Consider the following 15,124-nt stretch of genomic DNA (forward strand, 5'->3'; position numbering starts at 1 on the left):
CTCACTTGATTTTTATCACGAAGTATTCCCAAAAGTTTCTAAGATAAACAACTATAGGAAGAGCGATAAAAATACCTAAAAAGCTAAATAAATCACCGAATAAGAGTATAGATATTATTATTACGAACCAATGCAAATTGAGAGCATTACTTTGAATCTTTGGCTGTAAGAACCACATTTCCAGTTGATTGGCAGTGGTTAAAATTGCTATTCCTATTATTAAACCGACTAACCCATTTTCAGTGAAAGCTAACATCAATAAAGGGACTGCGGAAATAACTACTCCTAAATACGGTATAAAATCGGTGATCCAAGCTAAGATTCCTAAAAAAAACGCACTTGGTATACGAAAAAGAAACGACATTAACCCAATAAAAGTTCCCACTATTATAGCTGCCAGAAATTGACCATGTACAAATCTTTCAAACTGTGAGTAAGTATCCTTCATAAACTTCAAACCTTTTTCTCTGTCGTTTACAGGGTAAAGTTTCCATAAATTATTCTTCGTGATTTTTTTTAATGAACCGATTGCCGTAGTTGTTACAACTAAAACAATAGCCGAAGTTATCAAATTGGGAATAGATGATAAAAGCTGGTTCATCAAGCCTAAGGCAAAATCAGAAAGATTTTTGTTCAAATCGTTGATAAAAGTAACCAACCATTCAGGTAGTTGAGCCATTGCTTCTTCTTGAGGGATAGTTAAAGAGGAAAGCATAGAAAATAGTTTCCTGCCTTCATTAATAACAAGGGGGAAAAAGGTAATCGCTGCATATAAGACTAACCCTAAGACAAGTACATGTGATAAGAGGGCGGATAATTTAGAATTCATAAACTTTGAAAATAAATTTTGCGGTGCTTCTATTAGCATAGACAAAAAGACGCCCAAAATCAGCGCTGAAATAATAAAAGGAGAAAAATAAGACAACAACAGAAATATACCCAAATAGATTAATGACAACCAACCACCTTGTGACAACAATATTTTCACCATCCATTTTCCAATTAATAAGCACTTTATAATATAAAATTTTTCCTTTTCTTCAGAAAAATATTTCTTATTGCGTCTAACTCATTTAAATATTCTGGATCTTTGAAATTAGGGTAAGTGTATTTGAGAGGTTCCCATTGCCCAAAATTGAACATCAGAGTAATTTCTGCATATATACCTTTGCCAATATAAATCCTGTTACCCCAGTGTTTGGTGCTAGCTAAAACAAATTGGGTGTGGTGAAGATAACCAATGTCGATATTTACTTTTCTTTTATCATCAACCGAAAAGTTTTTTTCAATCTCATTTGTTATCAATTTCGCATCCGGCAAAAAACCAGGAGAACCTAAATATTCAAAACTTACTAACCTTGATTCAATTCGTATGTTTTTACCCATTTCTTCGTTATAATAATCTGTAAAACGCTGAAAATCCAACATGGGAGAAATATAGTCGATAGGTCCAAAATGTTTTTCGAGTAACTCTTTCAAACCCATTTTGTAAAGCCATAAATCAGAATCTCCAGCAGTAAATATATGCGCCAAATAATTTACAAGATCCGGTGCTTTAGTCATTCCCATACAACAAACTCACCTCAAAATCCTCTAGTTTTACAGTGTATTTGACAAGTGGTGTTTCTATAACCGTTTCACCTTGATTACCGAGTATCTCTAAATTTTCTCCAAAGGCCAGTTGAATTTGAATATACTGATTTGGTGGAACCACAGTTTCGTTTATATATATTTCAGAAGGGCCTCTATTGATAACATTTAGAGTGTATATATTTCTTCGTAGGATATTGTTGTAAAACCTTAAATCTTGAATTAGAAAGTAAAGAAAAATTAAGTTAATGACTAAGAATGCTACCATCAAAAATCGAAATATTCTAAGTTTATTATGAGCTGTATCTTTTCTTTTTAGCTGAACTTCTTCTTTTAACTCTTCATCTTCAAAAATTACATTTATCTCTTCACCCAACAAAGAACTCAATCTCTTCGCTATATCTGTCAAAGAAACTTTAGAGAAATAATCAAATTCTCCATTCATAAGATTTTCTAAGGTGGATACAGGTATTTTTAAATTGTTTGCTATTTGTTTTTTTGTATAATCTGATTCCTCAATTAAAGACCTCAGGTCTTTGTCAAAATGTGCTTTTATTGTTTTTTACCTCCTAAAACTAGCTTTTTTAAATTATAACACAATATTGCCTTCGTTTGTCAGCAAAATTATTTTTTGAAATAAATATTTTTGTTGTAAATTTTAAAATAATACGGTAAAATAATAATGACCCAGAGTAATGAAATTTTTTTCATAGTTGTTCTGATTTGTTCTTATGGGCGGGGAGCAGGGCGAAGGGGCGCTGACACAAGATTTAAAGCTTCTAAAGATAATAGTTTAAAAAATTTATTGTGGGAGGAAATTCCTATGTTTGAAAGAGAAAAAATGCATGAAATAGAAAAGTCAAAAAAAGAGTGGGAAGAGAAAAAAGTAGAACGTACATTGAGCCGATTCCCAGAAAGAAAAAAGGAATTTGTTACCTCATATGAAGATGAGATTGAACGACTTTACACACCTTTAGATATTAAAAATTTAGATTACATTAAAGATTTAGGATTCCCTGGTGAATACCCTTTCACCAGAGGTGTGCAGCCAACCATGTACCGCGGCAAGTTGTGGACTATGCGGCAATATGCGGGATTCGGTTCTGCAGAAGAGTCAAACAAAAGATATAAATACTTATTAGAACAAGGCCAAACAGGTTTATCTATAGCCTTTGATTTACCAACACAGATAGGATTTGACTCAGACAATCCTATGTCCGAGGGGGAAGTAGGAAAGGTCGGAGTAGCAATAGATTCACTAAAAGATATGGAAATTCTTTTCGACGGTATCCCTCTTGATAAGGTAAGTGTTTCAATGACTATCAACTCAACTGCGATGATTTTATTAGCAATGTTAATAACCGTTGCAAAAAAACAAGGGGTCCCTTATGAAAAACTTAGAGGAACTATTCAGAACGATATTTTAAAAGAATATATGGCTAGGGGCACTTACATCTTTCCACCTAAAGAATCTATGAAGTTGATAGTAGATATCTTTGATTACGGAAGCAAAAACCTTCCAAAATTTAACTTAATAAGTATCAGCGGTTATCATATTAGAGAAGCGGGGGCCGATGCGGTCCAAGAAATAGCTTTTACATTAGCAGATGGAATAGCCTATGTAGAGGCAGCAGTTAAAGCTGGCTTAGATCCAAATGAATTTGGAACAAACCTTTCCTTCTTTTTTAACGCCCATAACAACTTTTTAGAAGAAGTAGCAAAATTTAGGGCTGCTAGAAAATTATGGGCAAGGATTATGAAAGAGCGGTTCGGTGTAACGAATGAAAATGCAATGAAATTGAAATTTCATACTCAGACAGCAGGCTCCACATTAACCGCTCAACAACCTTTAAACAACATAATAAGGGTAACAATTCAAGCTTTGGCTGCAGTTTTAGGGGGTACTCAATCACTTCATACTAACTCTTACGATGAGGCTTTAGGACTGCCTACAGAACAATCTGTTACCGTGGCTTTAAGAACTCAACAAATCATAGCTCACGAAATGGGAGTAAGCGAAACCGTAGATCCTCTAGCAGGATCGTTCGCTATAGAAAAATTAACCTTAGACATAGAAGAAAAAGCCCAAAAATATTTAGAAAAAATAGATGAAATAGGTGGAATGGTAAAAGCCATAGAGGCAGGATACCCTCAAAAAGAAATATTAAACAGCGCCTATAAAGCACAACAAAGGATAGAAAAAAAAGAGCAGATCATAGTAGGGGTTAACGAATACATTTCTGACAAAAAAGAAAAGATAGATATCTTGAAAGTTGATGAAGAACAAGAAGAAAAACAAATAGAAAAGTTGAAAAATTTAAAAAATCAAAGAAACAACTCAAAAGCAGAAGAATCTTTGAATAGATTGAAAAAGGCTGCAATAAATGAGGAGAATTTATTCCCCTATGTAATAGAATGTGTAGAAAACTATTCCACAGTAGGTGAAATAACAAACGTTTTAAAAGAAATTTATGGGGAGTATCGTGAAAGCACAACAATCTAACTTCTGCTTTTTATACCAACTGAATCTTCGCCATATCGAAAGGAGGCAGCTTTGAAATGAGTACAAGAATCCGTGTCTTAATAGCTAAACCTGGACTCGATGGTCATGACCGTGGAGCCAAAGTTTTAGCAAGAGCGCTAAGAGACGCAGGAATGGAGGTAATCTATACCGGCATAAGAAGAACCCCAGAAGAAATTGTTGAAGCCGCAATACAAGAAGATGTTGATTTAATTGGTTTATCAATACTTTCAGGTGCGCACAAAAAGTTATGTCAAAAAATACTAAATTTACTAAAAGAAAAGGGAGCTGATATTCCTGTTTTCCTCGGTGGAATTATTCCAGAAGAAGATATCCCAGAACTAAAGGAAATGGGCATAATCGAAATTTTCACCCCAGGTGCCTCATTAAAAGAGATCGTAGAGAAGGTGGAAGATATTGCGATGGAAAGAAAGGTATGAACAATTACTTCCAAAATTTAAAGCCCAAAATAAAACCGCTCTAGCGAAAATGATATCTCTATTAGAAGATAATTATTTACAAACCTGGGAAATAATTTCGAGATTACATTCGGATGTTCAACCAAAAAATTCATATGTACTTGGTGTTACAGGTAGCCCTGGCGTGGGAAAAAGCTCTTTTATTTCAAGATTGGTCTCGTTTTATTCCAATAAAGGTCAGAATATCGGAATAATATTGATCGATCCAAGTAGCCCTTTTAGTGGCGGGGCCTTTTTGGGAGATAGGGTAAGAATGTTTGATTTAACCAACTCTTCCAACGTTTACATCAGAAGCATAGCCAGCAGAGGCGCAATGGGGGGAGTCTGCAATTCAATTTATGATATTATTGATGTAATGAAGGCATTTGGCTTCGATACAATAATCATAGAAACGGTGGGAACCGGTCAATCAGAGATCGATATATTCTATGCTTGTGACACAACTCTTTTAATATTATCTCCTGATTCTGGTGACGAAATTCAAATTTATAAGGCAGGAATAATGGAAATAGCCGATTGTTATATTGTCAACAAGATAGATCTACCTAATTCCAAAAGATTTTTAATGTACTTGGAAAATTATTTGGATTCACAAAACGAAGGTGATAAAAAGGTTTTTGGCGTTAGTTCAATTGAAAACAAAGGATTTGAAAAAGTTTACGAATGGTTAGAATCAAGCAGAAAATACTTTCAAAACTCTAATTTAAAAGAGAATCTAAGAAAAAAAAGTCGTGTTAAAAACTATCTTTTCCATTTGATAGAAAATTTCTTGGAAGGTTATTCTTTGGAAGATCAAGATACTGATTCCCTTAAAAAAGATGTTATAGCCTTCATCTGTGAAGAGGAGGGGAAAAATGGAAACCAAAATTGACCACATAGGAATTGCTGTCAATTCCATAGAAAAAGCATTCAAATTGTATAAGGATTTGTTCCATATTGAAAAGAGTGCAGAAGAGATTCTTGAAGATAGAGGTATAAAAGTTACCTTTTTATACATAAAAGATGTTAGAATAGAATTGATGGAACCTATAAGAGAGGATTCTGAAATATCAAATTTTTTAAAAAAACGAGGCGAGGGATTCCACCACATCGCATACCAAGTAGACAACATTCGAATGATATTGGAAAACGCAAAAAAACTTGGTTACAAAACTTTATCTGATGAACCTAATCAAGGAGCAGGTGGAAGTTTAGTGTTCTTTTTACATCCAAAATCTGCTAACGGTATTTTAACCGAGTTCGTTGAGTATCAAAAATAACAATTTACGGGACGAAGGGGCGCTGACACAACGTTTTAGAATTTCCAAAATAGTATAAATATCGCAAATAAGGAGGCTTCATATATGCCAGATGAAGAACTAATTCAAAAAATAGAAGAATTGAAGAAAAAGAAAGAATCCCTTCTTGTTGGAGGAGGGAAGGAAAGAATAGAAAAACAACACAAAACGGGTAAATTAACAGCTCGTGAAAGAATAGAAGATCTTGTAGATGAAGGTACTTTTGAAGAAATCGATATGTTGGTTAAACATAGATGTACATACTTTGGTTTAGATAAAAAAGAGTTTCCATACGATGGAGTTGTCACAGGATTTGGAGAGATCAAAGGCAAAAAAGTTGCTATTTTTTCCCAAGATTTTACCATTCAAGGTGGATCCTTAGGAGAAATGCATGCAAAGAAAATAATGAAATTACAAGATTTGGCAATGAGATACGGCATCCCTTTAATAGGGATAAACGACTCTGGCGGAGCTAGAATACAGGAAGCGGTTGATGCTCTATATGGCTACGGTGGAATTTTCTATAGAAACACCCAGGCTTCTGGTGTAATCCCACAAATAACCGTTATAGCAGGCCCTTGTGCCGGTGGAGCTGTTTATTCGCCAGCTATAACTGATTTCGTAATTATGGTGGATCAAACTTCTCAGATGTTCATCACCGGTCCTCAGGTTATAAAAACTGTGACTGGGGAAAACATTGATAAAGAGAATTTGGGAGGGGCAAAAATTCATAACTCAAAAAGTGGTGTTGCCCACCTTTTGGCAAAAGACGATGGGCAAGCCATGGAACTTGTCAGAAAGCTGCTTTCTTACATACCTTCAAACAATATGGATCCTGTAGAACCCGCTGATTACGATAAAAGTTACAAAGTACCAGAAGAAATAAACGAAATAGTTTCACCAAACCCGAAAAAAAGTTACGATGTAAAAGATTTAATCAATTTAGTATTTGATCCAGGGTCTTTTTTTGAAATTCATGCTCATTTTGCCAAAAATATCGTGGTAGGTTTTGCAAGATTGGAAGGAAAATCTGTTGGAATCATAGCCAATCAACCAAAAATCTTGGCAGGTTCTCTCGATATCGATGCTTCCGATAAAGCGGCCAGATTTATAAGATTCTGTGACTCTTTCAACATACCTGTTATAACCTTTGTTGACACACCTGGATATTTACCAGGAGTATCTCAAGAACACGGGGGAATAATTAGACATGGAGCAAAGCTATTGTATGCTTATTCTGAATCCACAGTTCCAATGATTACTGTAATTCTAAGAAAAGCCTATGGTGGGGCTTATATTGCAATGGCTTCGCAACATTTAGGTGCTGATTTTGTGTTTGCATACCCGACTGCGGAAATAGCTGTTATGGGATCCGAGGGTGCCGCAAACATTATCTTCGCAAAAGAGATAGAAAGTTCCGAAAATCCGGAAGAAACTAGAAAAAAGCGAGTTGAAGAATACAAAGAACGGTTTGCAAATCCTTATGAAGCAGCCTCAAGAGGTTATATAGAAGATGTAATAGAACCCATCGAAACAAGAAAAAAATTATCTGCTTCCCTTTCTATAGCTTATTCAAAAGTAAAACCAACTCCATCTAAAAAACATGGAAATATTCCGTTATAATTGAGGGGTAATTATGAAAAATGTATGGATTCTTTCATTAATGGGAATATCTATAGTTTTTTTACTTCTTATAATTTTAATGACGATCATATGGCTTTTTCGCTTTTTCTTTAAAAGTAGAAATAGTAATAACTTATCAGGCAAATCAAGTTTAGAAAAACCTCAAAAAGAGTACATAAAGCCACCACAAGTAAAAAGGATTGAAAACAATGAGAAAAGAGATGAAGAAGAACTTTTTGCTATCGTTTCAGCCATAAGTTGTTATCTTACTCATAAAGAATTTAAAATCAAAAGTATTAAAGAAGTCTCAAACAAAGAGTTTGAATTAAAAAAGAAGCCTAAAACAAAGTGGATGAAACACGAACCTTCTATTTCTTGGAAACCTTACTACAAAAAAAGGTGGAGGTAAAGTAAATTGAAAAGAAAATTCAAAGTTACTATAAACAATAAAACCTATGAGGTTGAAGTTGAGGAAATAGGCTCTGAATTTGCTAACGAAGAAAATATAAAAGAAAAAGAAGAAAAAACCACCGAAAAAGAGCAATTTAGTGAGTCTCCCAAGCCTGTTTTCGACAAAAAAGCTGAAAAAAAGGGCAAGAAAAAAGTAGAGAAAAAACAAAAAGATGAAGAGGAAAAGACCCCTGAGGAGCCAAATAAAAGGGAAACAGACTCAGGTTATGAGGTCAAAGCTCCTCTCCCAGGAGTAATTAACGAAATAAATGTGAAAGAAGGACAGAGCGTTAAAGCTGGAGATAAGCTTGTCATAATCGAAGCAATGAAGATGGAAAATGAAATACCAGCCGAAAATGACGGTATAGTTGAAAAAATTTTGGTAAAAAGAGGGGATAACGTCGAAGGCGATCAAACATTAATGATTATAAGGTAAAAACTATTAATCTCCAAAGTGAAAAGGGGGCACATGTCTCGATCAAATGAATGAAACTCTTACTTTGAAAATAAGACGATTTGTTATATCTATTATAATTTTTGTTATTATAGTCTTTTCAGGAACTGTAGGGTATATGATGCTCGAAGATTGGGCTTTTTTAGACTCTCTATTTTTTACTATAATCACATTGAGTACCGTTGGATACGATATACCTGCCGATCTATCGAGAGTTTCACATATATTTACAATGGCATTGATTCTCTCTGGAATAACGGTAGTTTTATACTCTCTTTCAACCTTGACCTCCTTCATTGTTGAGGGTCAGATGAGAAACGTTTTGGAGGTAAGAAAAAGGATGAAAAAAATAGATGGTATGAATAATCATTATATTGTTGTAGGAGCCGGTAAAACAGGATTTTTTGTCTGTCAAAATCTGTTAAAAGAGAAAAAAGATTTTATCTTGTTGGACAAATCAGTAGAGAGAGTCCAACAATTCCTGAAAGAAATAAACGCGGACTTCCCATATTTTATTGGTGATGCAAAAAATGAAACCACGCTGGAAGAAGTCGGGATCAAGAGAGCCAACAGCATCATATTAACCTTACCTTCCGATGTGGATAACCTGTTTGTTGCTTTAACAGTGAAAAGTATAGTACCTCAAATCAACATCATTTCAAAAGTTAACGACCCTGAATCAGTGAAAAAACTTTCTTATGCTGGGATCAACAAGATCGTTCTCGAATCTGAAATCTCCGGAAATAGATTAGCCTATATGGCAACTCGTCCAAACATTGTATCATTCCTAGAAACGATAATTCATACACAAGAAAAAGATTTACAATTAGAAGAGGTCCAAATACCCAAAAACTCTTGGGTGATCGGTAAATCCCTTAAAGAAATAGCCTTACCAGACAAGGTAGATATGATAGTGATAGCCGTAAGAAAAAAAGATAATAAAAGTATATTCAACCCTAAGGCAAATACAATAATAGAAGAAGGTGACATAATAATAGTATTAGGTGAAGATTCTAAAATCAAAAAATTGCGGGAGATAGTTGAGCAAGAAAGTTATCAGTTAAGCTGAGGGGGTATAAAATGTACGAGAAAATGTCGTTTTCCATTTTAATAATTCTTTTACTTTTTTCATTTGGATTTTCTATAAACTTAGAACTTAACATACATGGAACTTATGATTCCGGTGAAGAAACTTTCACAGACAGAATAGGTATAAAATTATACAATTACACTCCAAACTTTGATATCACAAGCGAGATATCTTTCTACAACGATGATAAGTATTATTTTCATGAGTCAGATTACTATTGGGATCACTATTTTTTGATAGAAAATAGTTATATCACTCTTAGAAACGACAATCAAACACTTGAATTGAGTGGTGGTATAAAGCAACTAAAAGATGAGGTAAACTCTCCTTATTCATTGTTCTTTTCTTCCAATAATATTCCCCTTGTTAATTTAGATGTGGGTTATGAAGATGAACATTTCTTTTTTGAAACCATGTGGGTTCAACTGGTAAGTGAAAATAACAAAAATTTTGAAACCCCTTCAGCGATGAATTACAAAACCTATGGATTAAAATTTGACAATTTCAGGGTAGGTTATCAAGATGTGCTCGTTTACGATAGGGCTTTTGACTTTTTTTACTTTTTAAATCCAATGCCTTCATACTTCGCTCAAGAGATTAGAGCAATAGGTAATGATATGCCTTGGTCTGAAGATATAAACGATAACTCGATAATGGGCTTCTTCTTTGACTACAACGACCCTAATTACTATATTTACTCTCAATTATTAGTAGATGATTTTAACACCAACAGATTCTTCAATCCCCAGGGTACACAAAACCCCGACAAAGTAGCCTTTTCTTCGGGTTTAAACATAAAAAGCACCTTAGGAACTTTTGGTGTTTACGGTGCTTTTGCAACTCAATACACTTTTCAGCCAGGGGGCGGTCCGGGTTATACTATATATCCGGAAAATACTTATGATGATGATGATGATGAGAAGATTATAAATTACACAGATAACTACATAGGATACAAATACGGTGAAAATACGGTTTCTTTTCTTGTTGACTACGATTATACGTACAATAATTGGTTTAACCTTTATTCTTCTTTTGAAACGGTGTTTTCTGGAAGTAAATCGCCAACCAAAAAAAATGCACCAGCTGAAGGTACCTACCTTTTGGATGAGTCACCTTTGGAGAAAAGGTATTTATATACCATAGCAACAAACTTCTATTTTAAAAATTTAGAGTTTAACCTATCAGCCGGTATGGGAGTAATACAAAACAATTTAGAATTCAATGTAGATGAAGAGACTTTCGAACCTTCTGATAAAGATGAAAATATTTTAAGGTTAAAATTTGGTTTTGGTATAAAATTTTAATATAATTTTTAAATAAAAACAATAACCTTCTTTCGATTTTCTGTTATAATTGCACAAGAAAAAATCCTGCTTCTGATAAGTTCAGAGGCCTAAGACCATAGGAGGAGGTATAAAGTGGGAAAAAGATATTATGAAACAATGTTTGTTGTTAGAACAGACATTGCTGAAGAAGAAAGAAATGCTTTGGCAGAAAAGGTGAGAGGTTGGATAGAAAGTCAACTCGAAGGTGAAGTTGAAGAGTTCACGAGATGGGGTGTAAGAAAATTAGCCTATAGGACTCAAAAAGGTAAATTTACAGAAGGAGATTACACCTACATCATATACAAAGCTGATCCAGAAAAGGTTAACCAACTGGATGATCTTTTTAAAGTGAACCAAGAGATTTTTAGGTTTCAAACGATTAGAAGAGAAGATCTTGAGAAAAAAGTAAGAAAAACCCAAAAAGAAGCAAAAATAAAGGTAGAAGAGCCAGAAACTTCTGAAGAAATTTAACGAAAAATAGGAAGTGTTTTCTATGTCTATTTCTTATAACAAAGTTATTTTGGTGGGAAGATTAACCAAAGATCCTGAGATACGCTCTACTATGAATGGAAATAACGTTGCAAACTTTCGTTTAGCTGTGGACAGGCATTCTTCAAACGATCAAGATGGTACAGATTTCATAAAAATTGTGGCTTTTGGTAAACAGGCAGATTTTGCATCAAATTATTTAAAAAAGGGAAAGTTGATCTTAGTGGAAGGATCGCTTCACATTAATCAATGGACAGATAGAGATAATATCAAAAGAGAAACCGCGGAAATTTGGGCTAATAGAATGAATTTTATGGAAACAAAAAAGGCTCAAGAAGCCAATGAATTCTCAGCTATGGACATTACGGTGGAAGAAGGTTTTTCAGATAGCGATAGGACTTCACGCAACGACCCGTTTGAAGAAATAGATGATGAACTCGAGAACGATGCTCTTTTAGAAGAAAGCTTTAGTGACCTTGAAAACCATCTTTCTTCCGATGATAAACCTATCTGATGTGAAAAAATTTTGCAAATAAGTTTTTGATTTAAAAATAGTAACAGAAGTGAAATAACAAATGGGAAAAATGGAGGTTTTAAATAGGATGGCTTACGTTAAAAGAGAAAGAAAAAAAGTAAAAAAATGCAAATTATGCAGAGATAACGTTGAATATATTGATTACAAAGATGTTAGAAAATTGAAGGAATTTATGAACGACAAGGGGAAAATCCTTCCAAAAAGGATAAATGGAAATTGTGCCAAACATCAAAGAATGGTTCGAACAGCGATTCATCGTGCTAGAAAAATGATGTTGGTTCCATATATGAACGAGTGAGGCGACAATTTACATTGTAAATAAAATAGATAGAGGGATTCCTCTATCTATTTTTTTTGAAGGTACTTTTTTTACCTAATTATGATAAAATTGTACAAAGGGGTGTTATAAAATATGAAAGTATTGTTATTGGAAGATGTGTCAAAATTGGGAAAAAAAGGAGAAATAAAAGAAGTTTCTGATGGATACGCAAGGAATTATCTGATTCCAAAAAATTTAGCTGTTGAAGCAACTGGGGGCTATCTAAAACATGTTGAGGAAAGCAAAAAAATTGAAGACAAAAAGAAGGAAAGTCTAAAAAAAAGAAGCGAAGAAATTTTAGAAAAATTGAAAGGCACAAAGATAGTAATAAAAGCAAAATCCGGAGAAACCGGTAAGCTTTTTGGTGCTGTGACGGCTCAAAATATTTCTGAGAAAATAGAAGAATTACTCGGTGAAAAATTTGACAAAACTTGGTTTGATGAAAAGGTAAACATAAAAGAATTGGGAACTCACACATTAAAAGTTAAACTCGCTCAAGGTGTTAGAGGAGAAATAAAGGTAAAAGTTGAACCAGAAAATGAATAAAATTACAATGGGAGTTGTGGCAGTTGGAGTTTTTGATAAGATCAAAGGCATTATATACGACATGGGTTTTTTATAAGCCAGATAGAATACTTTTCGATGCTGGCGAGGGGGTTAGTGCAGAGTTAGGGAACAAAATATATGGAATCGAGAAGATTCTTTTAACGCACTCCCACGTAGATCATATAGCTGGATTGTGGGGAATCGTTAACACTCGTAATAACGCTATGGGAAACAGAAACAAAAAACTAGAAATTTACTATCCAAAGGGATCAGAGAATATTGATGAATATTTAAAATTTATAGGTAAAATGAATAAAAGATTAAGATACAAAATAGATTTTAGGGAAATAACGTTATCCGACATGATCCCTCTTAACAACAAAAGATTTATAAAACCATTTAAAACAAGACACACCCCTGGGGAAGTCTCTTTTGGTTACCAAATTTTAGAACAAAGAAAAAGATTAAAAGAAGAGTACAGAGAACTAAAAGAGTCAGAAATAAAAGATTTAATAATTAATAAAAAAGAAGATATCTTAGAAAATTACATTGCCAATATATTGACTATAAGCGGAGATTCTCTACCTATTCCACCCAATTTCGCAAAAGATTGTGCGACCTTGGTTCATGAATGTACCTTTTTTGATGAAAAGGATAGAAAAATTAGAAACCATACCTCACTATCAGAATTAAAAAATTTAATAAACATCTCCAAGCCAAAGAGAATAATCATATACCATGTGTCAAGTAGGTACAACAGCAAAATTAAGTTAGCCAAAGAAGAATTAAATAATGAATTCCCAAATATACAAATAAATATCGTCCATCCAGAAAAAGTTTTTAAAATCTAATTTTGCTGTTTTTTGCAAAAGGGTCTTTTTTTGCAATGCTTTAGAAGTAACATCCTAATTCTCATTTGCTTCGCAAATGATGTTTGAAAATGACGTGAGGTGATAATTATGGGTCAATGGGGTGTGTGGGTTATCTTTGCAATAATTTTTGCGATTGCTGAAGCCATACTACCATCTTTTTTCTTTCTATGGTTCGCCATAGGAGCTGGAGTAGCAGCTGTTGCTTCTTTATTTATTTCATCGGTTGTTTTAAATTTGTTAATATTCTTAATCGTTTCTTTTTTGCTGTGGATCTCAACGAAAAAAATCGTAAAAAATTTGTACAAAGGTTCTTCTACTATCAAACCTTATCAAGATCAATTTGTTGGTATGAACGGCAAGGTGAGTAAGATTGATGAGGAAGGTAGAATCATCGTTAAAATAAAGGGAGACGAATGGAGAGCGTATCCGGAAGATGAAGAAACCTATTTTAATGTGGGGGATGATGTTGTAATAACAAAAAAAAGCGCTAATTTTGTGTACATAAAAAAAATTAAAGCCCCTGAAGATAATCAAAAAAAAGATATCGAAGAGTAAGATGTTTTTTGGTGAACAAAATTTGAAAAAGAAAGGTGGGGGAAAACAATGTTGGTAATATTGATAATAGTGGTTCTATTTTTGATCTTTATCGTAGCAATGAGTTTGAAAATTATACGTCCTTACGAAAAAGGTTTGATAGAAAGATTAGGGAAGTTTCATAGAGAGGTTGATTCTGGGTTGAATTTTATCATGCCTTTCATAGAAAGAATAACTAAAGTAGATTTAAGAGAAATGGTAATCGACGTTCCACCTCAAGAGGTTATCACTAGGGATAACGTCATAGTTACCGTTGATGCCATTATATATTACGAGGTAACTGACGCTTATAGAGTAGTCTACAACGTTGGAGATTTTACCTCTGCCGCTGTTAAATTAGCTCAAACAAATTTAAGGAACGTAATCGGTGAATTAGAATTAGACCAAACATTAACCTCTAGAGAGAGAATCAACACAAAACTCAGAGAAGTATTAGATGAAGCCACTGATAAATGGGGAGTAAGAATCACAAGAGTAGAGATTAAGAAGATCGATCCTCCTCAAGACATTATGGATGCAATGAGCAAACAAATGAAAGCCGAAAGAATGAAAAGAGCTGTAATCTTAGAGGCTGAAGGGTACAAACAGTCACAAATTACCAGAGCAGAAGGAGACAGAAATGCCGCAATATTAAAAGCAGAGGGTGAAGCGGAAGCCGTCAAGAAAAAAGCAGACGCCCAAAAGTATAAATTAAGTATCGAAGCCGATGGAGAAGCTGAAGCAATTCTTAAAGTTTTCGACTCAATCCATAAGGGTAATCCTACAAAAGATTTGATAACAATAAGATATTTTGAGGCATTAAAAGCAATCTCAGATGGAAAATCAACAAAGGTCTTTATGCCTTATGAAATTTCAGGAATATTGAGTTCTGTAGCTGCTATGGCGGATATTTCAAGAAACGATATAAACTCTGAAAGTAATCCAGAAAATAAAGAATAAAGCTCTGAGGTAATTTTT

Annotated in this window: 19 protein-coding genes; 16 read left to right on the forward strand and 3 right to left on the reverse strand. The window is 33.9% G+C overall.

Annotated elements, in window-relative coordinates:
- Position 1 precedes the first annotated feature (1 nt).
- From AD60_RS02880 to AD60_RS02890, 3 genes are read right to left on the reverse strand one after another with little or no spacing between them, the layout of a single operon-like run.
- A complete protein-coding gene (locus tag AD60_RS02880) occupies positions 2 to 979 on the reverse strand; it encodes an AI-2E family transporter (protein ID WP_233186803.1) in 978 nt (325 codons plus the stop codon).
- Between the two features lie 35 nt (positions 980 to 1,014).
- Positions 1,015 to 1,569, reverse strand: a complete 555-nt coding sequence (locus tag AD60_RS02885) for a DUF4416 family protein (RefSeq protein ID WP_103876868.1) — start codon at positions 1,567 to 1,569, stop codon at positions 1,015 to 1,017.
- On the reverse strand, positions 1,556 to 2,146 hold the full coding sequence (locus AD60_RS02890; protein WP_304465921.1) for a hypothetical protein: 591 nt from the start codon (positions 2,144 to 2,146) through the stop codon (positions 1,556 to 1,558). The genes AD60_RS02885 and AD60_RS02890 overlap by 14 nt, the downstream gene beginning before the upstream one ends.
- 267 nt (positions 2,147 to 2,413) lie before the next feature.
- Here AD60_RS02890 and AD60_RS02895 point away from each other — a divergent pair, with 267 nt between their 5' ends.
- From AD60_RS02895 to AD60_RS02970, 16 genes are all read left to right on the forward strand, one after another.
- Positions 2,414 to 4,093 (forward strand): methylmalonyl-CoA mutase, encoded by a 1,680-nt coding sequence (locus AD60_RS02895; RefSeq protein WP_103876866.1) that lies wholly within the window; start codon positions 2,414 to 2,416, stop codon positions 4,091 to 4,093.
- Between the two features lie 56 nt (positions 4,094 to 4,149).
- Positions 4,150 to 4,551 carry a cobalamin B12-binding domain-containing protein gene (locus AD60_RS02900; protein ID WP_103876865.1) on the forward strand — a complete coding sequence of 134 codons (402 nt, stop codon included), beginning with the start codon at positions 4,150 to 4,152 and terminating at the stop codon, positions 4,549 to 4,551.
- Positions 4,529 to 5,461, forward strand: a complete 933-nt coding sequence (meaB, locus tag AD60_RS02905; RefSeq protein ID WP_103876864.1) for a methylmalonyl Co-A mutase-associated GTPase MeaB — start codon at positions 4,529 to 4,531, stop codon at positions 5,459 to 5,461. The genes AD60_RS02900 and meaB overlap by 23 nt, the downstream gene beginning before the upstream one ends.
- Positions 5,445 to 5,849 carry a methylmalonyl-CoA epimerase gene (mce, locus tag AD60_RS02910; RefSeq protein WP_103876863.1) on the forward strand — a complete coding sequence of 135 codons (405 nt, stop codon included), beginning with the start codon at positions 5,445 to 5,447 and terminating at the stop codon, positions 5,847 to 5,849. Before meaB ends, mce begins: the two co-directional genes overlap by 17 nt.
- Before the next feature lie 84 nt (positions 5,850 to 5,933).
- Positions 5,934 to 7,490 (forward strand): acyl-CoA carboxylase subunit beta, encoded by a 1,557-nt coding sequence (locus AD60_RS02915; protein ID WP_103876862.1) that lies wholly within the window; start codon positions 5,934 to 5,936, stop codon positions 7,488 to 7,490.
- 13 nt (positions 7,491 to 7,503) lie between these two features.
- Positions 7,504 to 7,899, forward strand: a complete 396-nt coding sequence (locus AD60_RS02920) for an OadG family transporter subunit (protein ID WP_103876861.1) — start codon at positions 7,504 to 7,506, stop codon at positions 7,897 to 7,899.
- 6 nt (positions 7,900 to 7,905) lie between these two features.
- Positions 7,906 to 8,376, forward strand: coding sequence for an acetyl-CoA carboxylase biotin carboxyl carrier protein subunit (locus AD60_RS02925; RefSeq protein ID WP_103876860.1), 471 nt, complete (start codon positions 7,906 to 7,908; stop codon positions 8,374 to 8,376).
- A 46-nt stretch (positions 8,377 to 8,422) separates the two neighbouring features.
- Positions 8,423 to 9,463, forward strand: a complete 1,041-nt coding sequence (locus AD60_RS02930; RefSeq protein WP_103876859.1) for a TrkA family potassium uptake protein — start codon at positions 8,423 to 8,425, stop codon at positions 9,461 to 9,463.
- An 11-nt stretch (positions 9,464 to 9,474) separates the two neighbouring features.
- Positions 9,475 to 10,791 (forward strand): hypothetical protein, encoded by a 1,317-nt coding sequence (locus AD60_RS02935; protein WP_103876858.1) that lies wholly within the window; start codon positions 9,475 to 9,477, stop codon positions 10,789 to 10,791.
- A gap of 114 nt (positions 10,792 to 10,905) precedes the next feature.
- Positions 10,906 to 11,283: a 30S ribosomal protein S6 gene (gene rpsF / locus AD60_RS02940; RefSeq protein WP_103876857.1), complete on the forward strand. Its 378-nt coding sequence runs from the start codon at positions 10,906 to 10,908 to the stop codon at positions 11,281 to 11,283.
- Positions 11,284 to 11,305: 22 nt separating this feature from the next.
- Positions 11,306 to 11,815: a single-stranded DNA-binding protein gene (locus AD60_RS02945; protein ID WP_103876856.1), complete on the forward strand. Its 510-nt coding sequence runs from the start codon at positions 11,306 to 11,308 to the stop codon at positions 11,813 to 11,815.
- A gap of 88 nt (positions 11,816 to 11,903) precedes the next feature.
- Complete coding sequence (rpsR, locus tag AD60_RS02950) at positions 11,904 to 12,134, forward strand: 30S ribosomal protein S18 (protein WP_103876855.1); 231 nt, start codon at positions 11,904 to 11,906, stop codon at positions 12,132 to 12,134.
- Positions 12,135 to 12,248: 114 nt separating this feature from the next.
- On the forward strand, positions 12,249 to 12,701 hold the full coding sequence (rplI, locus tag AD60_RS02955; RefSeq protein WP_103876854.1) for a 50S ribosomal protein L9: 453 nt from the start codon (positions 12,249 to 12,251) through the stop codon (positions 12,699 to 12,701).
- 23 nt (positions 12,702 to 12,724) lie between these two features.
- The gene (locus AD60_RS02960; RefSeq protein ID WP_103876853.1) at positions 12,725 to 13,552 is read left to right on the forward strand and encodes an MBL fold metallo-hydrolase; all 828 of its coding nucleotides are present in this window, start codon (positions 12,725 to 12,727) and stop codon (positions 13,550 to 13,552) included.
- A 108-nt stretch (positions 13,553 to 13,660) separates the two neighbouring features.
- A complete protein-coding gene (locus AD60_RS02965; protein WP_103876852.1) occupies positions 13,661 to 14,128 on the forward strand; it encodes an NfeD family protein in 468 nt (155 codons plus the stop codon).
- A gap of 48 nt (positions 14,129 to 14,176) precedes the next feature.
- Positions 14,177 to 15,106, forward strand: coding sequence for an SPFH domain-containing protein (locus AD60_RS02970; RefSeq protein WP_103876851.1), 930 nt, complete (start codon positions 14,177 to 14,179; stop codon positions 15,104 to 15,106).
- Positions 15,107 to 15,124 lie beyond the last annotated feature (18 nt).

The sequence above is a fragment of the Petrotoga sp. SL27 genome (assembly GCF_002924605.1).
In the GTDB taxonomy this organism is placed as follows: Bacteria; Thermotogota; Thermotogae; order Petrotogales; family Petrotogaceae; genus Petrotoga; species Petrotoga sibirica.